This is a genomic window from Pseudomonas sp. Wu6 (assembly GCF_019891515.1).
GTDB classification, from domain to species: Bacteria; Pseudomonadota; Gammaproteobacteria; order Pseudomonadales; family Pseudomonadaceae; genus Aquipseudomonas; species Aquipseudomonas orientalis_A.
In genome coordinates this window covers 98,552-119,386 of record NZ_JAFLXH010000017.1, presented here as the reverse complement: position 1 = coordinate 119,386, position 20,835 = coordinate 98,552, and the positions used below count along the sequence as shown (strand labels likewise).

Here is a 20,835-nt window from a genome sequence, read left to right as displayed (position 1 = left end):
CGGCGCTGCCGTCGCCACCATTGAGCGCCGTCAGCCATGCATCTCAACCACCGCCGCCGAATCCAGGCATTGAAACGCGGACACTGTGGGAGGGGGCTTGCCCCCGATGACTGAGTGTCAGCAGTGGATGTATCAACTGACCCACCACCATCGGGGGCAAGCCCCCTCCCACATTTCACGGCGCTGCCGTCGCCACCATTGAGCGCCGTCAGCCATGCATCTCAACCACCGCCGCCGAATCCAGGCATTGAAACGCGGACACTGTGGGAGGGGGCTTGCCCCCGATGACTGAGTGTCAGCAGTGGATGTATCAACTGACCCACCACCATCGGGGGCAAGCCCCCTCCCACATTTCACGGCGCTGCCGTCGCCACCATTGAGCGCCGTCAGCCATGCATCTCAACCACCGCCGCCGAATCCAGGCATTGAAACGCGGACACTGTGGGAGGGGGCTTGCCCCCGATGACTGAGTGTCAGCAGTGGATGTATCAACTGACCCACCACCATCGGGGGCAAGCCCCCTCCCACATTTCACGGCGCTGCCGTCGCCACCATTGAGCGCCGTCAGCCATGCATCTCAACCACCGCCGCCGAATCCAGGCATTGAAACGCGGACACTGTGGGAGGGGGCTTGCCCCCGATGACGGGGTGTCAGCAGCGGATGTCTCAGCTGACCCACCGCCCGGGGGCAAGCCCTCTCTCACATTGGGTCCTTCATGGGCCAGTGGGAACTCAGCTGCCAGCTCAACCCAGGCGCGCGGCCGCCCGCGCGACAATCTCTGCACGCACTCTGCGCGATTCTGCCGTGCGCTTGTTGGCTTCTTCCAGTACGTGCGTGGGCGCTGTATCCGGGCGGCCCGAGTCGAACGGTGGGGCCGGTGCGTATTCGATTTGCAATTGCACCAGTTGCGCCGCCGCTTCGCTGTACAACTCCGCCGCCAGGGTCAGCGCAAAGTCGATGCCGGCGGTGATTCCGCCCCCGGTAAACAGGTTGCCGTCACGCACCACGCGCGCTTGCACGGGGATGGCGCCCAGTGGCGCAAGCAGGTCGTGGTAGGCCCAGTGGGTGGTGGCCTTGCGGCCGCGCAGCAAACCCGCCGCGCCCAGTACCAGCGAGCCGGTGCACACCGAGGTTATATAGCGCACGGTTTGTGCCTGGGCCTTGAGGAAGTCCAGGGTGCCGGGGTCTTCCATCAGTGCGCCCACACCCGAGCCGCCGGGCACGCACAGTACGTCGAGTTTCGGGCAGTCGGCGTAGGTCATGGTCGGCGTAAACACCAGGCCGGTGCTGGAGGTGACCGGTGCCAGGTCCTGCCACACCAAATGCAGCTTCACGTCCGGCAGTGAGCCGAGCACGTCGTAGGGGCCGGTCAGGTCCAGTTGCTGGATGCCGGGAAATAGCAGAAAGCCGATGTGCAAGGTCATGGATGACGCTCCGATAAAGAGGGTGGACGACTTCACTGTAGAGGCCTAGGCTTTGGCGCATACGCCATTAAGCCCACAGATCTCGCCAAACTATGCCCAGAGTTATTCATGTCCTCGCTTTCGATAATGCCCAGGTACTCGACGTCACCGGGCCTTTGCAGGTGTTTGCGTCGGCCAATGACCTGGCCCGCCAGCGCGGTCTGCCGTTGCCCTATGCGGTAAATGTGATCGCTGACCAGGCCAAACCGGTGGTGACGTCTGCGGGCCTGGCGCTGCTGGCCGATCCGCTGCCCGCCGTCGATCAGGCGTGCGACACGCTGGTGATCGCCGGCGGCTGGGGCGTGTACGGCGCCGCCGAAGACCCGGCGCTGGTGCACTGGGTGCGGGAAAAGTCGCGGCACACCCGGCGCATGGCCTCGGTCTGCACCGGCGCTTTTCTGCTGGCCGCCAGTGGCTTGCTCGACGGTTGCCGCGTGGCCACTCACTGGACGCGCTGTGAAGAACTGGCGCGCAAGTTTCCCGCGCTGACGGTGGAGTCCAATCCAATTTTTATCCGGCAAGGCGCGCTGTGGACCTCGGCCGGCGTGACCGCCGGTATCGATCTGTGCCTGGCCCTGGTGGAGGAGGACCTGGGGCGCGCGGTCGCCCTGGAAGTGGCGCGGCACCTGGTGGTGTTCCTCAAACGTCCCGGCGGGCAGTCGCAATTCAGCGTGACGTTATCCCTGCAACAGCGCGACAGCCGCTTTGCCGAGTTGCACGCCTGGATCGGCGAAAATCTCACGCTGGATTTGAGTATTTCCACCCTGGCCGCCCAGGCCGGCATGAGCGAGCGCAGCTTTGTGCGCCACTACCGCGCCGAAACCGGCCAGACCCCGGCGCGGGCGGTGGAGCTGCTGCGTGTTGAAAGTGCGCGCCGGCAATTGGCCGACAGCAGCACCTCGATCAAGCGCATCGCCGTGCAGTGCGGGTTCGGCTGTGAAGAGACCCTGCGGCGCAGTTTCCTGCGGGCCCTGTCGGTGACGCCCCAGGCCTACCGCGAGCGATTTTCACCGCTGTAGCAATTCCAGCAGCGCTGCCAGGGTGGCCTGTGGCGCTTCCTGAGGAATATTGTGGCCCACGCCGGGCAACACGTGCCGTCGATAAAAACCGCTGAAATGCTCGATATCGTCGTCCTCTGCCGGTGGCGGCCCCACGCCGTCATCGGCACCGCACAGGGAAATGCTCGGCACCGAAATCGGCGGTTGTTGCGCCAGTGCCTGCTCGATGAACGCCAGCGCCGGGTTGCCCGGCGCGTACTGGAAGCGATGGCGGTAGGAATGGATCACCACCTCGACAAAGTCCGGGTTGTCGAACGATGGCGCGGTCTGCCCGTACAGGCTCGGCCCGCGCGTCCAGGACGGCGACCACAACGACCACAACAGCTCGCACAGTTCCCGCCGGTTGGCGGTCAGACCATCCACGCCGCGCTGGGTGTGAAAGTAATACTGGTACCACAAGCGATGTTCTGTCTCTGGTGCTCGCGGCTTGAGTGACTGGGCGATGTCCTGGATGTTGTAGCCATCGCCGGTCACCAACCCGCGAACCCGAATCGGCCACAGCGCCGCGACGATACACGCGGCACGCCCGCCCCAGTCATAACCGGCCAGGGTGGCGCAGGGGATGGACAGCGCATCCATGAAGTCCAGCAAGTCCTTGCCCAGCGCCGCCTGCTGACCGGAACGCATGACCTGTTCGTTGATAAACCGCGTCGGGCCATAACCGCGCAGGTAGGGCACCAACACGCGGTAACCCTGTTCGGCCAGGCCCGGCGCGATCTCGTCGTAGCCGCGAGGGTCGTAGGGGAAACCGTGCAGCAGGATCACCGGCTCACCGTCGAGCGGGCCGTGGGTTTCATAGGCAACATCGAGCATGGACGTGCGCACGTAGAGCAACGGGGCGAGGGTGGTCATGATCGGCTCCTAAGCAGGGGGAGAATCAGGGTTGCCATACCGTTTTCGCACCACTGAGTTTACGGTCCAGAAACGTCGCCGCACTGATCAGCGCCAAATGGCTCAATGCCTGCGGCGTGTTCCCCAGGTGCCGGGCCTGGCTGTCGAACTCTTCAGCGTAAAGCCCGAGCGGGTTGGCGTAGCGCAGCAGTTGCTCGAACTCCAGATGGGCCTTTTCCACCTGGCCGGCGCGGGCCAGGCATTCGACGTACCAGAACGAACACGCGGCAAACGCGCCTTCAGTGCCTTGCAACCCATCGATCTGGCTGTCGTCGTTGCGGTAACGATAGACCATGCCATCGCGCACCAGGCTTTTCTGGATCGCCTCCAGGGTCGACAGCCAGCGTGGATCGGTGGCGGCAACAAAGCGCACCAGCGGCATCAACAGCATCGAACCGTCGAGGGCGGTACTGCCGATGTGTTGCACGAAATGCCCACGTTCTTCGTTCCAGAAGTTGCTCCAGATATCGGCATAGATCGCCTGGCGGGTCTGGTCCCAACGCGCGAAGGGTGCCGGTAACGAGCGCTTGGAGGCCAGGCGGATCGCGCGGTCCACGGCCACCCAGCACATCAGGCGCGAGTGCAGGAAGTGATGCTGCTCGCCGCGCATTTCCCAGATGCCGACGTCTTGCTGATTCCAGATTTCGCAGACTTGATCGACCACTTCAACGGTGTGCTTCCAGCCTTCGTGGGAGATGGCCTCGCCGTATTTATTGACCAGGTACACCGCGTCCATCAGTTCGCCGTAGATATCCAGTTGCACCTGGTCGAACGCTTCATTGCCCACGCGCACCGGCTGCGCGCCACCATGGCCGCTGAGGTGATCCAGGGTGGTTTCCGGCAACTCCTGGCGGCCATCGATGCCGTACAGGATGTTGATCTTGGTCGGCTGGCCGCAGCAGTCGCTGACCCGCCCCTTGAGCCAACGCATGTAGGCGTTGGCTTCCTCGACAAAACCCAGGCGCATGAACGCGTAGACGGTAAACGAAGCGTCGCGGATCCAGGTATAGCGGTAGTCCCAATTGCGCTCGCCGCCGGGCGTCTCGGGCAGGCCGAAGGTCGCGGCGGCGATGATTGCGCCGTGTTTGCGCGAGGTCAGCAATTTCAGCGCGAGGGCCGAGCGGTTGACCATTTCACGCCAGCGTCCGCGGTAGTTCGATTGACTGATCCAACTGCGCCAGAACTTCAAAGTGCGTTCCAGGTAGAGGTCGGTGCAGGCGTTCGTCACGCGGGGATCGTCCTGGCCGCCGAGGACGAATTCAGCGCTCTCGTCCTGGGCCAGGGTGAAGCTGGCCGTGGCCACATGATCATCGAGGGTCAATGGGTGACTGCCCGCCAGCCGCAGTCCGGGCTGACCGTCTGCGTTGAACAACACGCCTTGATCGACCGCCTTGGCGTGGGTCTTGGCGCGGGCATAGTCATGGCGCACGGCGCAGCGCAGATGAAAGGTCGCCGTGCCGCTGACCACCCGCACGCGGCGGATCAATAATGGCAGATCATCGACCTCTTCGGTGACCGCCAGCAAATCGGTGATTTCCACCACCGCCGCATCGCTCAGCCAACGGGTTTGCAGCACATTGGTGTCGGGCAGGTAGATCTGCTCGCGGCGTGCATTGGGCAGGTCAGGGGTGAGCTGGAAGGTGCCGGCTTCAGGGCTGTCGAGCAACGCGCAGAAGATCGACGGGCTGTCGAATTCCGGCCAGCAGAAAAAATCGATACTGCCCCGGTCATTCACCAAGGCTGCGCTGCGCATGTCGCCGATGATGCCGTGGGCATCGATGGCACTTTGTGGTTCGTTTTTCAAATCAACCATTGCCACGAAACTCCGGATAAAGGCTCATGCCGCCATCGATGAACAGCGTGCTGCCGACCACGTAATCGGACGCGTCGCTGGCCAGCCACACCACCGCATTCGCCACATCTTGCACATCGCCGACGCGGCCATAGGGAATCAACTTGAGCAGCTCCTGTTCGGCGGCGCCTTCAGTGGCTGCACGGTTGATCGCCGTGCGAATCGCCCCCGGCGCAATCCCGTTGATGCGAATGCGCTGCTCGCTGACTTCCTGGGCGAGGGTGCGCATCAGCATCTCCACACCGCCCTTGGACGCTGCGTAATTCACGTGCCCGGCCCAGGGAATCAACTGGTGCACCGAGCTCATGTGGATGATCTTGCCGGCGGCGCGGGACACGCCCTCACGCACGCCCTGGCGGTTGAAAATCCGCACGGCGGCGCGCGCGCAGAGAAATTGGCCGGTGAGGTTGACGCCGATCACGGTGTTCCAGTCCTCAAGGCTCATGTCGACCAGGTTGGCGTCTTTTTGCAGGCCTGAGTTGGCGACGAGAATATCCAGATGGCCGAAGGCGTCGAGGGTCTGGGCGAACAGGCGTTCGACGTCGGCTTCTTTCGACACATCGCCAGCAAGAGCAATGGCTCGGCCGCCGTTGGCATTGATCTGCGCCGCCAGCGCCTCGGCCGGTGCCGCCTGGGAATTGTAGTTAAGCACCACGGCTGCTCCGGCTTCGGCCAGCGCCTTGGCGGCGCCTTCACCGATACCGGAACTGGCGCCGGTGACCAGCGCCACTTGTTGCTGCAAGGAAATCTGCATCACCCACCCGCTGTTTAATGAGAGTCCTTTGTGCTGACTGATGCGGGGCAATGGAAGTTCAGCATGCCACTGCGCGGGACGACGGGGAACAACCAATGGAACTGTGATTTCTGACAGTAGACGCCTCTCCATCCTCAGCTGAACACTACGAGTGTTGGATTGCCCTGGGACGGATACCATGGACACAAGGTGGTGGGTAGGGGTGCTGGCAGGCTCTTGTTGCCTGCTGGCGACCGCGCAGGCCAGCGCTGGAAAAGAGGTTTTCATCGATCAACTGCTGGCGCACATGACGCTGGAAGAGAAAGCTGGCCAACTGAATATCGTCGGTGTCGATGCGGATAAAGCGGCGCCCGAGACACTTGAACTGATCGCCAATGGCTCGGCCAGCGGGCTGGGTGGCATGCCATCCTGGCAGGTGGGCGTGGCGTTGCAGCGCCAGGCGGTGGAGCGCAGCCGCCTGAAGATACCGTTGTTCGTCGTGCAGGACGTCGTGCATGGCCTGCACACGATCTTTCCGGTAAGCCTGGGGCTTGCCGCGAGTTGGGATATGTCGGCGATCGCTACCGTGGGGAAAGTCAGTGCCCGGGAGGCCAGCGCAGCAGGCATCAATCTGACGTTCAGCCCTGCGGTGGACATCGCCCGTGACCCTCGGTGGGGCAGGGTTTCAGAGGGCTATGGCGAAGACCCTTTCCTGGCCTCGCGCATCGCCGAAACCCTGGTGAAAAGCTATCAGGGCACGGACCTTCGCGGCGCCGACAGCGTGATGTCGGTCGTCAAGCATTTCGCCCTCTATGGTGCGGTGGAGGGCGGTCGGGATTACAACAGTGTCGAGATGAGCACGGCCAGCATGTACCAGTATTATTTCGCGCCCTATCGCGCCGCCGTGGAGGCGGGCGCGGGCGGGGTGATGATTGCTTTCAATGCCGTAGGGGGCGTCCCGGCGATGGCCAACCCCTGGCTGATCAAGCAGGTACTGCGTCAAGAGTGGGGGTTTGAAGGCGTGACGCTGGGCGACTGCGCCGCGATTGGCCAATTGGTCGACCACGGAGTGGCGGCCCGGCCGGCGGAGGCTGCAGGGCTGGCTTTGCGCTCCGGTGTTGACATGGCGTTATGCGACAGTGCCTACGTCGACGAACTGCCGGCAGCCGTCAGGTCGGGTGCCGTGAAGGTGGAGGACCTGGACGCTTCGGTACGCCGAGTCCTGGAGATGAAATATGCACTGGGCTTATTCGACGATCCGTATCGCAAGTTGCGGCGCGCGCCGCCGGCACCGATCGAATCGCGACTGCAACGTGAGGCCGCCCGCGACATTGCGCGCAAAACCTTCGTGCTATTGAAAAACGCTCGACACACCCTGCCGCTGAGCAAGCACGGCACCCTCGCCGTGGTGGGGCCCCTGGCGAAAAGCCAGCGGGACCTATTGGGCAGCTATTGCGGTGATTGCGGCGCGCAACGAGTGGTCAGTATCCATGACGGCATAGCCCGCGCCGTGGCAGGCAAGGCAACCCTGCTCTATGCCAGGGGCGCCAATGTCAGCGACGATAGCGGGTTGATCGCCCGCATGCAGCGCTACCACACGCCGTTGAACAGGGATGCGCGGGCACCGGATGCGCTGCTGGAGGAAGCCGTGGCGATTGCCCGTCGGGCTGACGTCACGGTGGCGGTGGTGGGCGAGCCCTGGAGCTTCAATGACGAGGGAAGCAGTCGCGCGCGAATCGACTTGCCCGACAGCCAGAAACAACTGCTCCTGGAGCTGAAAGCCTTGGGCAAGCCCCTGGTGATTGTCCTGGTGAATGGTCGCCCGTTGGACCTCACAACCGAACACCAGCAAGCCGATGCGCTGCTGGAAACCTGGTACAGCGGCACCGAGGGCGGCAATGCCGTGGCTGATGTGTTATTCGGTGACTACAACCCTGCGGGCAAGCTGCCGATGAGCTTTCCTCGCTCCGTCGGCCAGGTCCCGGTGTATTACAACCACTTGAGCACCGGGCGACCCTACAACCCTGCTGCGCCCTACAAGTACACCACGCAATATATCGACGAAGAGGCGGGGCCGCTCTTTCCCTTTGGTTACGGTTTGAGCTACACCGATTTCAACCTGTCGAATCTGCAGGTGTCGCGCACCGTATTGCCGCGCGGTCAGCCACTGAAAGTCAGCGTTGCGCTGACCAATACCGGTACACGATCGGGTGAAACGGTGGTGCAGTTATACGTGCGCGATGTGGTGGCTTCGGTCAGTCGACCGGTCAAAGAGCTGAAGGGGTTTGAAAAAGTCATGCTCAAGGCGGGTGAGCGAAAAGTCGTTGATTTTTGGCTGAACGAAGAAGCGTTGAAGTTCTATGATGCTCAGTTGCGTCACGTTGCCGAGTCTGGTGAATTTATCGTACAGGTAGGGCTGGACTCCAGAAATGTGATTGAACAGCGTTTTGTCTTGGGTGAGTAAAGCGATCGAACGTTGAATCGCCCCTGATTTCCCAGGCATTCCCTCACAGCGCCGCGTATGCGTCGCCCATTCAGATGGGGAACATTTCGCGGTTCGCTCTTCATCTGTCACGACCTCCTTCCTACCCGCATTCAGAAGTTTTCAACACGTCTAGGAACCCAATGCCATGGCTTTGCCACACAGCAAATGCCTGCTGGTGCAGACCTGCGCCACGGTTTATTGATCGCTGGCACGGCTGCAGCAGCAAGGCACCGCCCTAAATCAGAACTGGAGCACCACATGTCGGTATCCGCATCCAATCAAGCGTACACCCCATCAACGGACAACTTCGCGCAGCCCTCTGCAGGCGCGCAGGCCAGCCCGGCGGCCAAGGCAGCAGGCGCGGCCGGCCCGAGTTTCGAGCCATCGGCGAGTCAGTCCGGCCCGGTTTTCGATAGCGCAACGCAGTCTTCGAAATCCGCCTTCAATCCAGGCCCACCTCCACGGCCCAATCCTACGCTGCCGGACCCTTACTACGGCAAGCAGAGCAACGAGGTACTGGCTCAGGGGCTGTTGGATAAATACAACGCCTTCAAACCTTGGTACGCCCCGACCGTTACGCCTGAGCATCTCAATAACCTGGCAGGTCGGCCCCTGACCGGTAACCCGGAGCGCGATTCGAATATCAGGCTGGCCAGGGAGGTGCTCAAGCGCCCGGGCCTGACGCAAGCCCTGGATCGAAATAGCGGAACCGGTGCTTTGGATCAGTCCCTCTCCAAGGACGACATCAGTAAATTCATTCTTTCGTCCAATCCACTGAAGCTTCAGGACGACAAGCAACTTGCCCAGAATGTCTTGAATAACTTCAACGCGTTGAAAGGGCCGTGGTGGAGCGCCGACAGAAACGCCATCGATGTCAATACGTTTGCAAAGTACGCCTCGCGCCCGCTTTATGGTCATGGGCCAACCGACAGCATCACCCAACTGTCGAGGGAAATCATGAATCGTTCGGAACTCAAGGGCTCGATGGACAACGTTTTCGGGTTCCTGCGCGACGGCAAGATCACCCGAGACGATCTGTATCGGCTGCTGCGCTGAGACCTGGCCCCACTGCATTGCATCGGCTGGTGGATGCCCGGCCGCGCTATCGCCTGTCGGCGATGCGGGAACCATTTGCAAGGATTTACCACGAACAGAGCATCCATGGGTCCTGCCCTTGGATGCCTTCGTCTACTGGAACAGGTAATGGCCTATGAATTCGACATCATTTGAACCTCGCCAGTCTCACTCCCAGTACGCTGTTGCAAGCCTGCCTGCTCCGGCAACTTCGGCACCAAGCCCAGGCAAATCTCAGGCAAAGGGGCTCAACCTTACGTCTTCGCCGAAGTTCAGTTTCAAGGCGCCTACGACCGAAGACTTCGACAGGGGCTCGCGAGCCGCGGAGGACGGGCCGGCGCCCCGGTCCGCGTGGTCATTGCTTGAAACGCTGTGGAGCAAATTTTCACGTCGGCCGTGACGGGCCAGCCTGGTCGGTTACAAACGCTCAAGTTTTACCCGGCGCATGCCCTGGGCTGATAGGAACCATTATTTTTAGGTTGCCACACATCCGATGCTTGTCTGGTGCTGACAGTCGACGCGCGTTCGAAGGCTGAGCACTCCAGGTTCAGTTGATGGAATCTAATAGGGTGGGAATGAACATGACGAACGGGATTAATCCAGGCTCTGGAATACCTTTCATACCGAATCAGGAGCCTGCGTCGGCCAGCGGTGGTTACACGCGACTCAGCGTCGTCGACAAGGCGATCGGTACTCAGCAGCCGCTGGCAACGGACTCAGGTTTTTTCTCGAACAGCTTGATGGTCAATGGCGCCAGTCGGCATTTCGACGGGCAAGGCTTGTATGGCGGTATGTCGAATGTGGGAAACCCCTATACCAGCTCGGATGACCACCTGCTGGCGACAGACCTCAATAGTAACTTTCCCATGCTTGATAAGTTCAAGACAGATGGCCATCTGACCCAGAGTGGGCTGCAAAAAATTGCCGGTGAGGATGTGCACAAAAGCAGCGTCTCCGAACGCACCATCATGTTGGCCAGGGAGATACTCAATCGCCCCAGGCTCAACGAAGCGATTCTGGTGGATGGCGGTAAAATCACGCCTGAAAGCTTGGCCAACGCTTCCGAACGGCTCACCGGTAACACCAGCCCCAATACTCAAAGTGCGGACCCGTTCCATAGTAAGTCCAATGCCCAGGTCGTTACCGCATTCAGGGGGATGTTCGACCAGCTGCGGGATAAATCGGAAGATTTCGTCTGGCCCTTCGATAAGCACCGATTTGTAAAAACAGACACGCTTGTTGAAATGAGCAAAGACCCTGACGAACTGGACAGTAAAGGTAACGTTGTGCGAGACCCCGCCAACGGTTTCCCGAAGAAGAAATACAGCGAACAGTTGGTGTATCTCGCCAAAAATATCGTTGAAAGACCCGGCTTGCTGGACTCGCTGGACAGCTATAAGGCCAATGGCTACGAACTCACGGGAAGCCGTAACAATGATGGCTGGCTGAAGAACTACAGCATCGATCGATGGTTGGAAAACGACAAGAAAGAAAAGGGCAACTGAAGGCGCCGCAGAGGCATGAGCGGGTTGCATGAAGCAAGCCGCTCATACCTGTGAGTTTATACCCGCAGTATCCTCCCACTGATTGCCACCGCCACCAGCAACCCACCGATCAGCAGGAAGGCGGTTGCCACGCTGCTGCCATGGGCAATGAACCCGATCACTGCCGGCCCCGCCAGAATGCCTGCGTACCCCAGTGTGGTAATGGCGGGCACGGCAATGTGTTCCGGCATCACGCTCTGCTTGCCGACAGCGGTATAGAGCACCGGGACGATATTGGAGCAGCCGGCGCCCACCAGCGCGTACCCGAGCAGCGCCATTTCCCAGGCAGGGGAGAGCGTTGCCAGGAACACACCCGCCGCTGCCAGCGTGCCGCCGCCCACGATCACTCGGGTGGCGCCCAGGCGCCGCACAATAATGTCACCGGTCAGGCGCCCGGCGGTCATGGTCAGGGCGAATGCCGCGTAGCCCAGGCCGGCATACGCTGGGTCCAGCCCGCGCTCGTCACTCAGGAACACCGCGCTCCAGTCCAGTACCGCGCCTTCGGCCAGGAAGACGATGAAACACAAGCAGCCGATAAACAGCACCACGCCATGGGGAATGGCAAACGCCGGCCCAGAGCTTTCACTGCCGTAGGGCAGCAAATGCGGCGCAGCCTTGAGCAGCGCCACTACCATGATGACGATCACTACCAGGGTTGCCTGCAGCGGCGACAAGCCCAGCCCCAGCAGGCCGGAGACCCCCGCCGCGCCCACGATGCCGCCCAGGCTGAACAAGCCGTGGAAGCCCGACATCATGGTTTTCCCGCTGGCGCGTTCAACAATCACCGCTTGCAGGTTGACGGTCGAATCCACGGTACCCAGGCCTGCGCCAAACAGGAACAACCCCGCCATCAACAGCGGAATCGAACTCACGGTGGCCAGCATCGGCAGCGCCAGGCAGATCATGATCGTGCCGGCGGTCAACACGCGCCGGCAGCCAAAGCGCGACGCCAGCACCCCTGCCACGGGCATCGCGAGAATCGACCCCACCCCCAGGCACAACAACAACAGGCCAAGCGTGCCCTCGTTGAGTTGCGCGCGTGCCTTGGCGTACGGCACCAGCGGCGCCCAGGCCGCGATGCCGAAGCCGGCGATGAAAAAAGCGATACGGGTGGACATTTGCTCCAGCCGCCCGGGAACCACGGGGGCGGAAGTGGGGATGGCAGTCATGAATAATCCTTGGTGTTGCGTTTAACGAACGATGTCCGGCGCGACATCCTTGCACATCAGGCCTCGTCGGGCGAGCCGTGTTCCCCGGGGATCGGCGCGCTGAGTGGAGATACGTCCACGCAAAGGCTGTCGACTGTATGCAGGTGAGTGTTCTGTAATACGCTGTTGCCTTCTTTTCAGTTAACCGACGAGCAGATCGATGAGATTTCTCAGGCCGTTTTCAGCGTGACGCGTTTCTATGATGCGCGCGGCAATATCTATGGGGTTGTCAGCCCGGAGTACTTGCGTCGCCGGGGTGTGGAACTGCCAGACAGCGCCGACCTCGCCGCGAAGGCGCGACAGGCCTGGACCGTGTCGGCCATCGCTGCCGAATGTGGGTGGGGTGCGGTTTCACCGGCAGCCGATGCCAAGGCCCATCGCTGCGATGGGTTGCTGGTGGGACCCTTTCAGGCAGCGCCGCCCTTTGATGTGCTGATCGTCAATACCGACGGCAGCCTCGCCGAGCGCAGCGGCAACGGGTTAACCATCTTTGCCCAGGCATTGACCGATCAGGGCCTTATGTCCGAGGGTTGCCAGTTGAGGGTGCATCACGATAAGGCGGATGCCGCGTCACCGGTGGTCACTCAGGTGGAGCCTGCGGTTTACAAGCAGGTCAGGGGATTCTGGCTGGCCTTGGGACAGCCGGCTTTCGGTCCGTCGGCCGTCAGCGCCGAGGAGGTTCAGAGCGTTGTCGCGCAGCAGGACGGGTTCAGTCACGTTGTCGCGCTGTCGGCGATAGATCCGCAATGGACACGCAGCCAGTTTGTGCGAATAGGCAATCCCCATTGCGTGACGCTCATCGAGCAGGCAGCGGCATTGCCAGGCAATGACGCCATGGATCAACCGGCATTGTTTGAGTGTTTGCAACAAATTGCATTTGCGCCGCCTGCGGGCAGTGGTCGTCCCTGTAGCGCTGGGATCAATTTGCAATGGGCCGCCCGTGCGTCGGGCAATCAGGTACTCGCGCGGGTATTCGAGCGCGGCGAGGGACCCACTGCTTCCTCTGGTACCAGCGCCAGTGCAGTGGCCTGCGCGGCTTGGCGGGCGGGTTGGGTTGGCGCCGGCGAAGTGGCTGTGGTGATGCCGGGGGGCACGGCGCCAGTGCGTTTGCAGGTTGAGGATGGAACACTGTCGAGCGTCAGTCTTTTCGGAACTGCATACCCACAGGCATAGGCAACTGACACTGTAATAAGTGTCGGCTTTTTCCCTGTCGGATATCTATCTTGAGAAGTACTGATGTAAGAAAGTTCTGTTGTTGATTATGTGTTTATTTGCATGTGTCTTTTATTTTTTAAAGGACACTTCCATTCTCGCCGTACGAATCTTCTGTTTTATTTTCAAAGGGCCGTTTTTTTCCTGAAATCGCTAAGCTTCAGAGCGTTCAGGCGCTTTTTCTCGGCCAGCATTCCGGCAATCAACGAGGAGAGCTTTTAATCAGCGGGTTATTGAGGGCGGGTAACAACGGATGGTTGACGCGTTTGTTTCGTCACGTTTCAAATTAATGATTCCAGGCGTCACTGCCAACTTGCAGGTACTCGCTTTCGAAGGCAGTGAGTGTCTTGATCAGCCGTATTTCATAGATGTGCAAGTCACCAGCGAAAACCCTGACCTGGATCTGGAGGCGTTGCTGCATCAGCCGGCCTATCTGGATCTGGGCACAACGGATCAAGGCCTGCACGGGTTGGTCTACGCCATCGGCCGTAATGGCCCGGGGGCCCGGTTCACCCGTTACCACCTCACGCTCGCACCGCGCCTGGCGTGCCTGGCCCATCGCCTTGACCAGCGGGTTTTCCAGCAGCGTAGCGTGCCGCAGATTATCGCCAGCGTGCTTGAACAACACGGCATCCTCGCAGATGCCTATGCCTTCGAGCTCGGCCCGGTGATTTATCCGCCGCGGCCCTTCTGCGTGCAGTATGGGGAAACTGACCTGCACTTCATTCAGCGACTGTGCGAGGAAGAGGGTATCCATTACCACTTCCGTCATCGTGCCGATGGTCATTTCCTGGTGTTTGGTGATGATCAGACTGTGTTTCAGCGCCTGCCGATGCAGCGGTACTGCTCGACGCTTGATCCGATGGCCGCAACCAACGGGGTCCAGCGCTTCGATACACGCCTGGAAACCCGCATTCGGCGAACGGTGCGCCGTGATCACGACTTCGAACACCCGTCGCTGCAGCTGCAGGACGCCTCCGGCGATGCACCGGACACAGCCCTTGAGGACTACCATTACCCGGCAGGTTTTACCCGTCGTGCACGGGGGGCGCAATTGACGCGTCGCAGTCTGGAGCGGCATCAGTCCGAGCGCCAGCGCGCGTCGGGTAGCAGTGATCAGCCCCTGCTGCGCAGTGGTCATTTCCTTGAGTTGCAAGATCATCCGGACCCGACCTGCAATGACCTGTGGTTGCTCACCTCGGTGCGCCACGAAGGCTATCAGCCCCAGGTTCTGGAGCAAGCGGCAGGGGATACGGACACCTTCGTGAGGTATAGCAACCATTTCACTGCGACCCCTTGGCGTGCGGTGCATCGGCCACCCCTCAAACATCCCAAGGCCTCCATTAATGGCAGCCAGACGGCGACGGTTACGGGGCCTGCGGGCGAGGAGGTGCACTGCGACGCGTATGGTCGCGTGAAGGTGCGGTTTCATTGGGATCGGCTGGACAGGTCGGATGATAAAAGCAGCGGCTGGGTGAGGGTTGCAACCGGTTGGGCCGGTTCCGGGTTTGGCGCCATGCTGATTCCACGGGTGGGCATGGAGGTGCTGGTGACCTTCCTTGAGGGAGACCCGGACCAGCCGGTGATTAATGGTTGCCTGCCCAATGCACTGCACATGCCGGCCTTTTCCTTGCCGCAGCACAAGACCCGCAGCGTGTTGCGCAGTTGCAGTGTTCCGGGTGGCGCGGGCAGTAACGAGCTGCACCTGGAAGACCGCCGTGGTGAGGAACTGATCTACCTGCGCGCCCAACGTGACCTGGAGCAGCACGTGGGCCATGACAGCCGTTTGCAGGTGCTCGGTGAGCGCAGTGAAGTCATCCGAGGCTTGAGCACGGTTCGTCTCGAGGGCGGTGAGCAGCGCCACATCACGGGCGAGCGCAGCGTTGTGATCAAGGCAAGCGATCACCTCACCGTGCAAGGCGACAGCCACACCCAGGTGGCCCAGGTCATGGTGATCCAAGCCGGTCAACAGATTCATCTGAAGGCAGGAGCCAGCCTTGTCATCGATGCGGGCGCCCAGTTGAGTTTCAAGGCGGGCGGCGAGCATTTGCAGATTCAGGCTGGCGGGATTTTCAGCAGCCGGCCCATCACTGTCGGTGGTTCGCCAGCCGTTGCAAGGTCGGCCAACCCTTTGTCTGCTGCGGGCACTCCTGAGATTTCGCTGGTACAGGGCCTCATCTCGGACATGGCCGGCCAACTGGATGCGGATTTTTGCCCCCTGTGCGAGCGCTGTCGCGAAGGTCAATGCGCCAGCACCGGGAGGGCCGCGTGATGCAGCACGAGCCTTATCAATGGATGGCGCAGCAGCAACAGGCGGGGCGTCACCTGTGCCTGATACTCGAAGCCAGCAACGAGCACTGCCAGTCGCTCATGGCGGCTCGCGACCTCTCGCACTATTGCCCGCTCTATGCTGAAACCGCGGCAGCGGAACTGGCGAGCAAGGGCCCGGTTATCCTGCTGGTGGAGCAGATAGGCGAGCCTGCGCTGATCGATCTTCTGCAAAGCCCCGAGACCAATCGAGGGTGGTTGGGCAGTTTGCCCAACGATGACCTGGCCATTGTGGTCCGACATTGGCGTGAGCGCCTGCTGGTCGGGCCTGAAGGCGAAAAGGCCCTGTACCGTTTTCACGACAACCGCACCCTGGCCCGTGCCCTGGCGTATCTTCCGGCAGAGCAATGGCCGGTCTACCTGGGCCCGCTGACCAGCGTGTGTTATTGGCATGAGGGACGTTGGTGCAGCCACGACAACCCCGCGCCGGGTGCTTACCCGGTGCCCGATCCTGCGCCCTGGTTGCAGGTGCCCAATCCCCGGGCGTCGGCCATTCTCCAGGCCAATATCCTGCGCTACCTGCTGGCTGAACACAGTGAAGACCTGGCGGCCCTGGTGGAATTTCACGATCCCAGGATCTGGTTGGCCGGTGTACTGGACCAGGCCCGTACCTGGCGATGGCGGTCGCCTGAGCAACTTGAATTTCTGGTGGTGCGCCGGCTGGAGGAGGCGACCCGGAGCAGTGTCATTCGCTGGCAGCCGCTGGAGGGCGAGACACCTGCACAGCATTTTGAGCGGGTGCGGGAACAGTGGTGCACAGAAGGGCTTGGGAATGCGTAGGTGGATGGGAAAAGTGTTGCTTGGCGTTGGGATGGTGTGGCTAACGGGATGTGCGGGGAGGGCGCCGGATAGCTTTACGTTGGAGGTGGATTTGCCGGCGGAGTTTAAACTTAAGACGGCGGCTAATTACCGACCCGCAACGGGCGAGACCTGTATGTTGCCGCAACGAAGAGGCAAGCGGCCCGAGCGGAAATTATTTTTTTCTGACTACAAGCCTTTGGCGAGCCGGGTGAGTTATGAGCTTGCATTGAGTGAAAGGGTGGACGGATGTCCGTTGGTATTGGCCAATGTCGAGTTCGACTTCACGGCGAAGTGGGGAACGCGCACTGCAGATATCGGAGGAGATTATGCCCGCATTTCCATCAGAGATCGTCTGGATACGCCTGGAATGCCGGAGTCGGGGGTTCAGCAGATATCAGGGATGTGTCAGTGGTGGTTTCGCACGGTTGGTCCTGTTCATGGCATCAGGAAAATTCTGCAGTGCCGTTCGGTGGATGATGTCGGACAACTGCAAAACGCGAGACCAGGTGGTGTTGCGCAACGCGACCAGTTACCGGGGAAAACACTCAGGGTGGTGTTGACGGTGTCGGCGGAGGAACAGCCTGCTTTTGATGATAATTGGATAGCTGTACCCGGTGGATGGAAACGTTGCAGAGGAACGAGCTTTGAAGATATGGATGCTTACTGCACCGGTGATACGACCCACTTCAAACCTATAAAAATGCCGGATGGCCGCATCTGTGACGTCTACCCGTCATGTAATTAACAAGGACGAAATCTCATGAATAAAGATGCATGGAAGCAAACTTTTTTCAACGACAGCAAACCAGCCTGTGCAAGGTTAGGCCACTGGACCAGTTTTTGTTTAGTTGATGAACTCGGTGTGGGAAAAGCGTACGGCGGCTTGCGATACATTGTCCATGACAGTGCCGGACAACGATACGAAGGTCGACTAAATGCGCAAGGCTTTGCCAAGCTGAGAAATATTTATTGTGGCCCTGCGATTCTTCTTCTCGACGACCTGTACTCGGGCTTAGAGCAGCCGTACAAGCGGTTAATGAAGCGACCCACTTATGAACTTCCTATTACCGACCTCCAGTTTCGCGCCGAACAAACGCGATTCGCCAATGCCAATGGTCAGCGAACCGAGAGTAATCCTGTACAGCAGAAAGCCGACCGGTTCTATCAAGTGGAAGTCCGAGACCTGGTCCGTCATGTCGCCCATCTGCCTCCGATAGAATCACGGGCACACCGCCCCAAACGCCATGCTCTGAAAATGATGGCCGAACTGGGGTTTGGCCCGCCAGAATCAACCTTGGCGGGCATCGTACTATTCCCCAACCTCCACACCGCTCTCGAAGTTCGGCCACTGCGAGCGCTACGCCCCATGCTGTCGACGCAGGACAGCTTTTGTGCCCTGAACCTGTATCAACTGGCATTGTTTGCCGCGATGAGCTACTGCGATTTCGGCCAGGTGCCGCCAAAAAATCCTGTGGATGAAGTCCGTTTCCCGCAGCACCCCAGCGTTGGAAATCTGTTCGCCGAACAGCTGTCGGGATACCACGAAGCCTGGCAGATTGATCCGGAGCAAGTGCAGCGTTTTTATCCGCTTTATGAAGAAGTCGCTTATTCAAAACGCTTCGAAATTTTGCCTTTCGATCCTGAGTTGTACCCGCAAAATCGCCCAGAACTGAAAGATGAACAGGAACACCCTGCGCGCTTGCACTTCTTCGATGACGAAAAAGACGGTACCGATACCCAGGCTTTTATCACTCACCACGATGAGGTGGTTCTGATATCCGTGCGAGGCACATTCAGCAAGGCCGACGCGCTGCGGGACGCCAATGCCCATCAAGTGGCGTTCGCTGATGGTATCGGCAAGGCGCATGAGGGCTTTTATCAGGCATACCGAGCGATGCGTGATTTCATAGTGCGATACCTTGACCAGTTTCATGTAGGGCAGCGGATAATCATCTGCGGCCACAGCCTGGGCGGCGCGATCGCCCTGCTGCTGGCTGAAGGACTGCGCCGAATCCCGGACGCCCATTACAACCCACTCCTCTACACCTACGGCGCCCCCCGCGCCGCCGATTCCGAATTTATCTCTGGCGCATCTGCCCTGGTTCACCATCGAATCGTCAACCATAACGATCCTGTTCCCAGTGTCCCGGCGCCGTGGATGAACACCACTGCCAAACTGTGGGTGCCGGGGGCGGTCACCTTGTTCAGTGCGCCCACCGCCGGCGGTTTGCTGTTCGCCGCCGGCCTGGTGCGCGTCGGTGGGAATGCCTACCAGCACCATGGCGAACAACAGCACTTCATGCCGATCACGCTCCCGGATGGCACGCATTCTTCGGTGCTATGGAAACCTGGCTGTGAATCGATCCAGGAGCTGGGCTGCAATCGGGCGTTGCGGTTGCACGGCGACATGCCCGACCGCGACAACCTGTTGAGGCAGCTCTTCCAGGCCAACCAGCACTTCATGACCGCCAGCTATATTCCTGCGGCCTGGGCGACATTGCGCCGCTGGCAGCAAACCCTGGATAGCCAGGGTCCCCTGGTCACTGCGAGGGAGCTGGAGTGGCTTGATCGCGCGCTCGAAGACATGCGGGAACAACTGAGGGCCAAACGCCGCGAACTGGCCCGCATGCGCCCGGCCAACGACCGCAGCCATGAGCATAACGACGCTTTGAATGCAGAGATCGACCGTTTGCATACCAGTCGCGAGCGCCTGGCCAGCCTGCGCTGGCGCCGTCTCGATGGGCGCGATGTGTATGGCAGCCGCGCCCAGGGTGCCCACCTGCAACAGGGCCTCAAGCGCTGGTTCACGCACCGGGAAAACCGAGTGTTGTCCCAGTTTGCCAGTATCCCTTCACCCATCCACAGCGACCTGGGCAAAGCGCAAGTGCTGGACATCGACTCGATCGTCTAGCGCCGCGTTACATGAATTCAACTTGGGCCGGCTGACGCTTCATCAGCACCTTGCCGTTGCGGATCGAATACAACGGCAGGCCCTGGCTGCGAATCACCTCATAGTCACTGTCTGCCGACAGCACCAACAGGTTGGCCGGTCGGCCGGGTGCCAGGCCGTAGCGGTCGCCGAGCGCCATGGCCTTGGCGCTGTTGTCGGTGACCAGGTCCAGGGCGCTCTGCAGGTTGCGGTAGCCGAGCATATGGCAGATGTGCAAACCGGCTTCCAATACCCGCAGGATGTTGCCGTTGCCCAAGGGATACCAGGGGTCGACGATGGAGTCCTGGCCGAAACACACGTTCATGCCGGCTTCGAGCAGTTCGTTGACGCGGGTGACCCCTCGGCGTTTCGGGAAACTGTCAAAGCGACCTTGCAGGTGGATACTTTCGGTGGGACAGGAGACGAAGCTGATGCCGGAATGGCCCAGCAGACGAAACAGTTTGGCGCAGTAGGCGTTGTCGTAGGAGCCCATGGCGGTGGTGTGGCTGGCGGTGACGCGGGCACCCATGTCGCGGCTGCGCGCTTCTTCGGCCAGCACCTCAAGAAAGCGTGAGTGCGGGTCATCGGTTTCATCGCAATGCACGTCTACCAGGCAGCCGGTGCGTTCGGCCAGGTCCATGAGGAACTTCACCGAACTCACCCCTTGATCGCGGGTGTACTCGAAGTGGGGGATGCCGCCGATGACGTCGGCGCCCAGGCTAATGGCTTCTTCCATCAGTTCACGGCCATTGCGGAACGACTCGATGCCTTCCTGGGGAAAGGCCACGATTTGCAGGTCGATCAGGTGCGCGCTTTCTTCACGCACTTGCAGCATGGCCTTGAGCGCGGTGAGGTCCGGGTCGGTCACGTCGACGTGGGTGCGCACATGCTGGATACCGTGGGCGGCAAGGGCCTGGATGGTTTTCTTCGCGCGAGTCCTGGTGTCTTCCTCGGTGATGGTGGCTTTGCGTTCGCCCCAGCATTCGATGCCTTCGAACAGGGTGCCGCTCATGTTCCAGCGGGGTTCGCCGGCGGTGAGCGTGGCATCCAGGTGGATGTGCGGTTCGACGAAGGGCGGGATCACCAGGTTGCCGGCGGCATCCAGGTCGCCTGCCATTAACATCGGTACGCCTGTTTGCGCGGTGATGCTGGCGATCCGGCCGTGTTCCAGGTGCAGATCATGCAGGCCTTCACGGTCGCGCAGCCGGGCATTGATGATGTGCATGGTCAAGTTCCTCTTGGCTAAATTCAATCAG

The 20,835-nt window shown here is 60.6% G+C and carries 15 protein-coding genes; 9 read left to right on the top strand and 6 right to left on the bottom strand.

The features are described from left to right. Positions 1-744: 744 nt before the first annotated feature. Complete coding sequence (locus J1G34_RS14045) at positions 745-1,425, bottom strand: DJ-1/PfpI family protein (RefSeq protein WP_065891804.1); 681 nt, start codon at positions 1,423-1,425, stop codon at positions 745-747. A gap of 92 nt (positions 1,426-1,517) precedes the next feature. On the opposite strand from J1G34_RS14045, the gene J1G34_RS14040 reads away from it, so the two are divergent. Continuing rightward, positions 1,518-2,483: a GlxA family transcriptional regulator gene (locus J1G34_RS14040; RefSeq protein WP_065891805.1), complete on the top strand. Its 966-nt coding sequence runs from the start codon at positions 1,518-1,520 to the stop codon at positions 2,481-2,483. On the opposite strand, the gene J1G34_RS14035 is transcribed toward J1G34_RS14040, so the two are convergent. The 3 genes from J1G34_RS14035 to J1G34_RS14025 are packed head-to-tail and all read right to left on the bottom strand — an operon-like array spanning position 2,472 to position 6,019. After that, positions 2,472-3,374 (bottom strand): alpha/beta fold hydrolase, encoded by a 903-nt coding sequence (locus J1G34_RS14035; protein WP_222994214.1) that lies wholly within the window; start codon positions 3,372-3,374, stop codon positions 2,472-2,474. The genes J1G34_RS14040 and J1G34_RS14035 overlap by 12 nt on opposite strands. 25 nt (positions 3,375-3,399) lie before the next feature. Then, positions 3,400-5,226, bottom strand: a complete 1,827-nt coding sequence (locus J1G34_RS14030) for a glycoside hydrolase family 15 protein (RefSeq protein ID WP_222994213.1) — start codon at positions 5,224-5,226, stop codon at positions 3,400-3,402. Then, positions 5,219-6,019: a glucose 1-dehydrogenase gene (locus J1G34_RS14025; RefSeq protein WP_065891808.1), complete on the bottom strand. Its 801-nt coding sequence runs from the start codon at positions 6,017-6,019 to the stop codon at positions 5,219-5,221. The genes J1G34_RS14030 and J1G34_RS14025 overlap by 8 nt, the downstream gene beginning before the upstream one ends. Positions 6,020-6,197: 178 nt before the next feature. Between J1G34_RS14025 and bglX the strand changes: the two genes are divergently transcribed. The 3 genes from bglX (at position 6,198) to J1G34_RS14010 (ending at position 11,062) form a co-directional block, all read left to right on the top strand. Then, positions 6,198-8,462 (top strand): beta-glucosidase BglX, encoded by a 2,265-nt coding sequence (bglX, locus tag J1G34_RS14020; protein WP_222994212.1) that lies wholly within the window; start codon positions 6,198-6,200, stop codon positions 8,460-8,462. Between the two features lie 279 nt (positions 8,463-8,741). Further along, positions 8,742-9,539 carry a hypothetical protein gene (locus J1G34_RS27205; RefSeq protein WP_240997044.1) on the top strand — a complete coding sequence of 266 codons (798 nt, stop codon included), beginning with the start codon at positions 8,742-8,744 and terminating at the stop codon, positions 9,537-9,539. Positions 9,540-10,138: 599 nt separating this feature from the next. Then, positions 10,139-11,062 carry a hypothetical protein gene (locus tag J1G34_RS14010; RefSeq protein WP_240997043.1) on the top strand — a complete coding sequence of 308 codons (924 nt, stop codon included), beginning with the start codon at positions 10,139-10,141 and terminating at the stop codon, positions 11,060-11,062. Positions 11,063-11,118: 56 nt separating this feature from the next. Here J1G34_RS14010 and J1G34_RS14005 read toward each other — a convergent pair whose 3' ends face one another. Next, positions 11,119-12,270 (bottom strand): MFS transporter, encoded by a 1,152-nt coding sequence (locus J1G34_RS14005; RefSeq protein ID WP_065891810.1) that lies wholly within the window; start codon positions 12,268-12,270, stop codon positions 11,119-11,121. A 225-nt stretch (positions 12,271-12,495) separates the two neighbouring features. Here J1G34_RS14005 and J1G34_RS14000 point away from each other — a divergent pair, with 225 nt between their 5' ends. The 5 genes from J1G34_RS14000 (at position 12,496) to J1G34_RS13980 (ending at position 19,561) form a co-directional block, all read left to right on the top strand. Next, positions 12,496-13,482 carry a diaminopimelate epimerase gene (locus tag J1G34_RS14000; protein WP_065891839.1) on the top strand — a complete coding sequence of 329 codons (987 nt, stop codon included), beginning with the start codon at positions 12,496-12,498 and terminating at the stop codon, positions 13,480-13,482. A gap of 292 nt (positions 13,483-13,774) precedes the next feature. Continuing rightward, entirely contained in the window at positions 13,775-15,793 is a 2,019-nt protein-coding gene (gene tssI / locus J1G34_RS13995; protein ID WP_222994211.1) for a type VI secretion system tip protein TssI/VgrG, read from the top strand. Further along, positions 15,793-16,629, top strand: coding sequence for a DUF4123 domain-containing protein (locus J1G34_RS13990; RefSeq protein WP_222994210.1), 837 nt, complete (start codon positions 15,793-15,795; stop codon positions 16,627-16,629). The genes tssI and J1G34_RS13990 overlap by 1 nt, the downstream gene beginning before the upstream one ends. Continuing rightward, positions 16,622-17,395: a hypothetical protein gene (locus J1G34_RS13985; protein WP_222994209.1), complete on the top strand. Its 774-nt coding sequence runs from the start codon at positions 16,622-16,624 to the stop codon at positions 17,393-17,395. The genes J1G34_RS13990 and J1G34_RS13985 overlap by 8 nt, the downstream gene beginning before the upstream one ends. 15 nt (positions 17,396-17,410) lie before the next feature. Next, complete coding sequence (locus J1G34_RS13980; RefSeq protein WP_222994208.1) at positions 17,411-19,561, top strand: lipase family protein; 2,151 nt, start codon at positions 17,411-17,413, stop codon at positions 19,559-19,561. 7 nt (positions 19,562-19,568) lie between these two features. Here the strand turns inward: J1G34_RS13980 and codA are convergent, their stop codons facing one another. Further along, positions 19,569-20,804, bottom strand: a complete 1,236-nt coding sequence (gene codA / locus J1G34_RS13975; protein ID WP_222994207.1) for a cytosine deaminase — start codon at positions 20,802-20,804, stop codon at positions 19,569-19,571. Positions 20,805-20,835: the final 31 nt, after the last annotated feature.